This is a genomic window from Ferrovibrio sp. (assembly GCF_029255545.1).
Lineage (GTDB): Bacteria > Pseudomonadota > Alphaproteobacteria > Ferrovibrionales > Ferrovibrionaceae > Ferrovibrio.
Map to the genome: position 1 here is coordinate 1 of NZ_JANLJJ010000089.1, position 2,172 is coordinate 2,172.

Below are 2,172 nucleotides of genomic sequence, written 5' to 3' on the forward strand. Positions count from 1 at the left end.
GGCCGCCTGCCGCCGCCGGATCAGGCCGTCTTGCGCCGGCTGAGTGGATTGACGGCATCATGAACGCTGTGACCAGGGATATCTGGGCACGCTGGCGCGCCACGACGCGGGCGCGCATCGGCCTGGGCCGCAGCGGCGACGCGCTGCCGACTTCCGCTTTGCTGGACTTCCAGGCCGCCCATGGCCGTGCCCGCGATGCCGTGCATGGCGCCGCCGATTTCACCGCCCTGGCCGAACAGCTCAAGCCCCTGCCCTGCCTGACCGTGCACAGCAAGGCCATGGACCGCGCCACCTATCTGCGCCGCCCCGATCTCGGCCGGCGGTTGGATGAAGCTTCAGGCCAGACACTGGAAGCCGCGGCCGGCAGCTGGGACATCGCCTTCGTGATCGCCGACGGGCTGTCGTCGCGCGCCGTGATGGCCCATGCCGTGCCGGTGCTGCGGGATTGCATGGCAGGGCTGGCAGACTGGCGCATCGCACCCATTGTGCTGGCGGCGCAGGCGCGCGTGGCTCTGGGCGATGACATCGCCACGCGCCTGAACGCAAAGGCCGTGGCGGTGCTGATCGGCGAACGCCCCGGTTTGAGCGTGGCCGACAGCCTGGGCGTTTACCTCACTTGGGAACCGAAGATCGGCCGCGCCGATTCCGAGCGCAACTGCATTTCCAACATCCATGCCGATGGCATGAGCCATGAGCAGGCCGCCGCCACTTTGCTCTGGCTTCTGCGCGAGGCGCGGCTTCGGCGCTTAAGCGGCATCGGCCTGAAACTCAACCCGGCGGCCGTCGCCGCCATGCTGCCGCCCATTACATAATAATATCGCCGCCATTGACGCGGACATGCTGCGACTTCAAATCGCGCACCGACTTGCAGCCGCAGGCATGAGCAATGGCTTCCACGTCATGCTGCACCGCCTTGGCGTAATTGGCGACGCGCACCGCCTTGCGGGCTGGATCAAGCCCGCGCATGAAACGCGGGTCGTTCGAGGTCACGCCGGTCGGGCAATGGCCGGTGTTGCATTTCATTGCCTGGATGCAGCCCAGCGAGAACATGAAGCCACGCGCCGATACCACGTAATCGGCGCCCATGCAGATCGCCCAGGCAACCTTGTCCGGCGTCAGCAGCTTGCCCGAGGCGACCAGGCGGATGCGGTCACGCAGACCATATTCGCGCAGGCGCTGGGCCACCAGCGGCAGCGACTGCACGATCGACTGACCGACATAATCGGCCAGCGGCGCAGGCGCGGCGCCGGTGCCGCCCTCGGCGCCATCGATCTGGATGAAATCCGGCGCCTCGTCGGGCCGATCCTGCAGGTATGCGAAGAATTCGTCGATGAACTCGTAATTGCCGACCGCCATCTTGATGCCGACCGGCTTGTCGACCACCCGGCGCACCCGGTTGATGAAGCCGACCAGCGACGGGATGTCGGTGATGTCGCGATGCCGGCTGGGCGAGATCGAGGATTTGCCGGCCTCGATGCCGCGGATGGCGGCAATCTCCTCGGTCACCTTCGAGCCGGGCAGGATGCCGCCGCGGCCAGGCTTGGCGCCCTGGCTCAGCTTGACGCAGAACATGCGGATCTGCTCGATCCCGGCGATCTTGCGCAGCTTGGCCTCGTCGAGATTGCCATCGGCGTCGCGCACGCCGTATTTCGCGGTGCCGATCTGGAAGCAGATGTCGCATTTGCCGTGCAGGTGATAGGGCGACAGGCCGCCCTCGCCGGTATCCATCCAGATGCCGGCCATGGCCGCGCCTTCCGACAGGGCCGTGACCGCCGCCGAAGAAAGCGCGCCGTAGCTCATGCCCGAGATGTTGAAAAAGCTTTTCGGCTTGTAGGGATTGCCCACGATGCCCTTGCCGATCCATTTGCCGGTGAAGGGCTCGGTTTCCTCGTCATTGATCGGAAAGGCCGAATGCAGGAAGTAGATATGGCCGGGCTGCTGCGCGTCGACCTCGGAGCCAAAGGCAACATAGTTCGAGACGCCCTTGGCCGAGCGATAGACCCAGGCGCGGGTCAGACGATTGAACGGGCGTTCCTCCCAGTCGGCGGTGAACCAGTACTGGCGGAAATACTCGCCCAGATTCTCCATGATGTAGCGAAAGCGGCCGTAGATCGGGAAATTGCGGCGGATCGCATGATCGCGCTGGATCCAGCGGTCGTAAACGTAATACCA

2 protein-coding genes are annotated in these 2,172 nt (G+C 65.3%); one reads left to right on the forward strand and one right to left on the reverse strand.

Features of this window, described 5'->3' with window-relative positions; all coding sequences use genetic code 11:
- Window positions 1-59 precede the first annotated feature (59 nt).
- A complete protein-coding gene (eutC, locus tag Q1J79_RS17220; RefSeq protein ID WP_300302779.1) occupies window positions 60-812 on the forward strand; it encodes an ethanolamine ammonia-lyase subunit EutC in 753 nt (250 codons plus the stop codon).
- Here the strand turns inward: eutC and Q1J79_RS17225 are convergent.
- The coding region (locus Q1J79_RS17225) for an FMN-binding glutamate synthase family protein (RefSeq protein ID WP_300302781.1) at window positions 805-2,172 on the reverse strand (1,368 nt) is incomplete at its 5' end. The genes eutC and Q1J79_RS17225 overlap by 8 nt on opposite strands.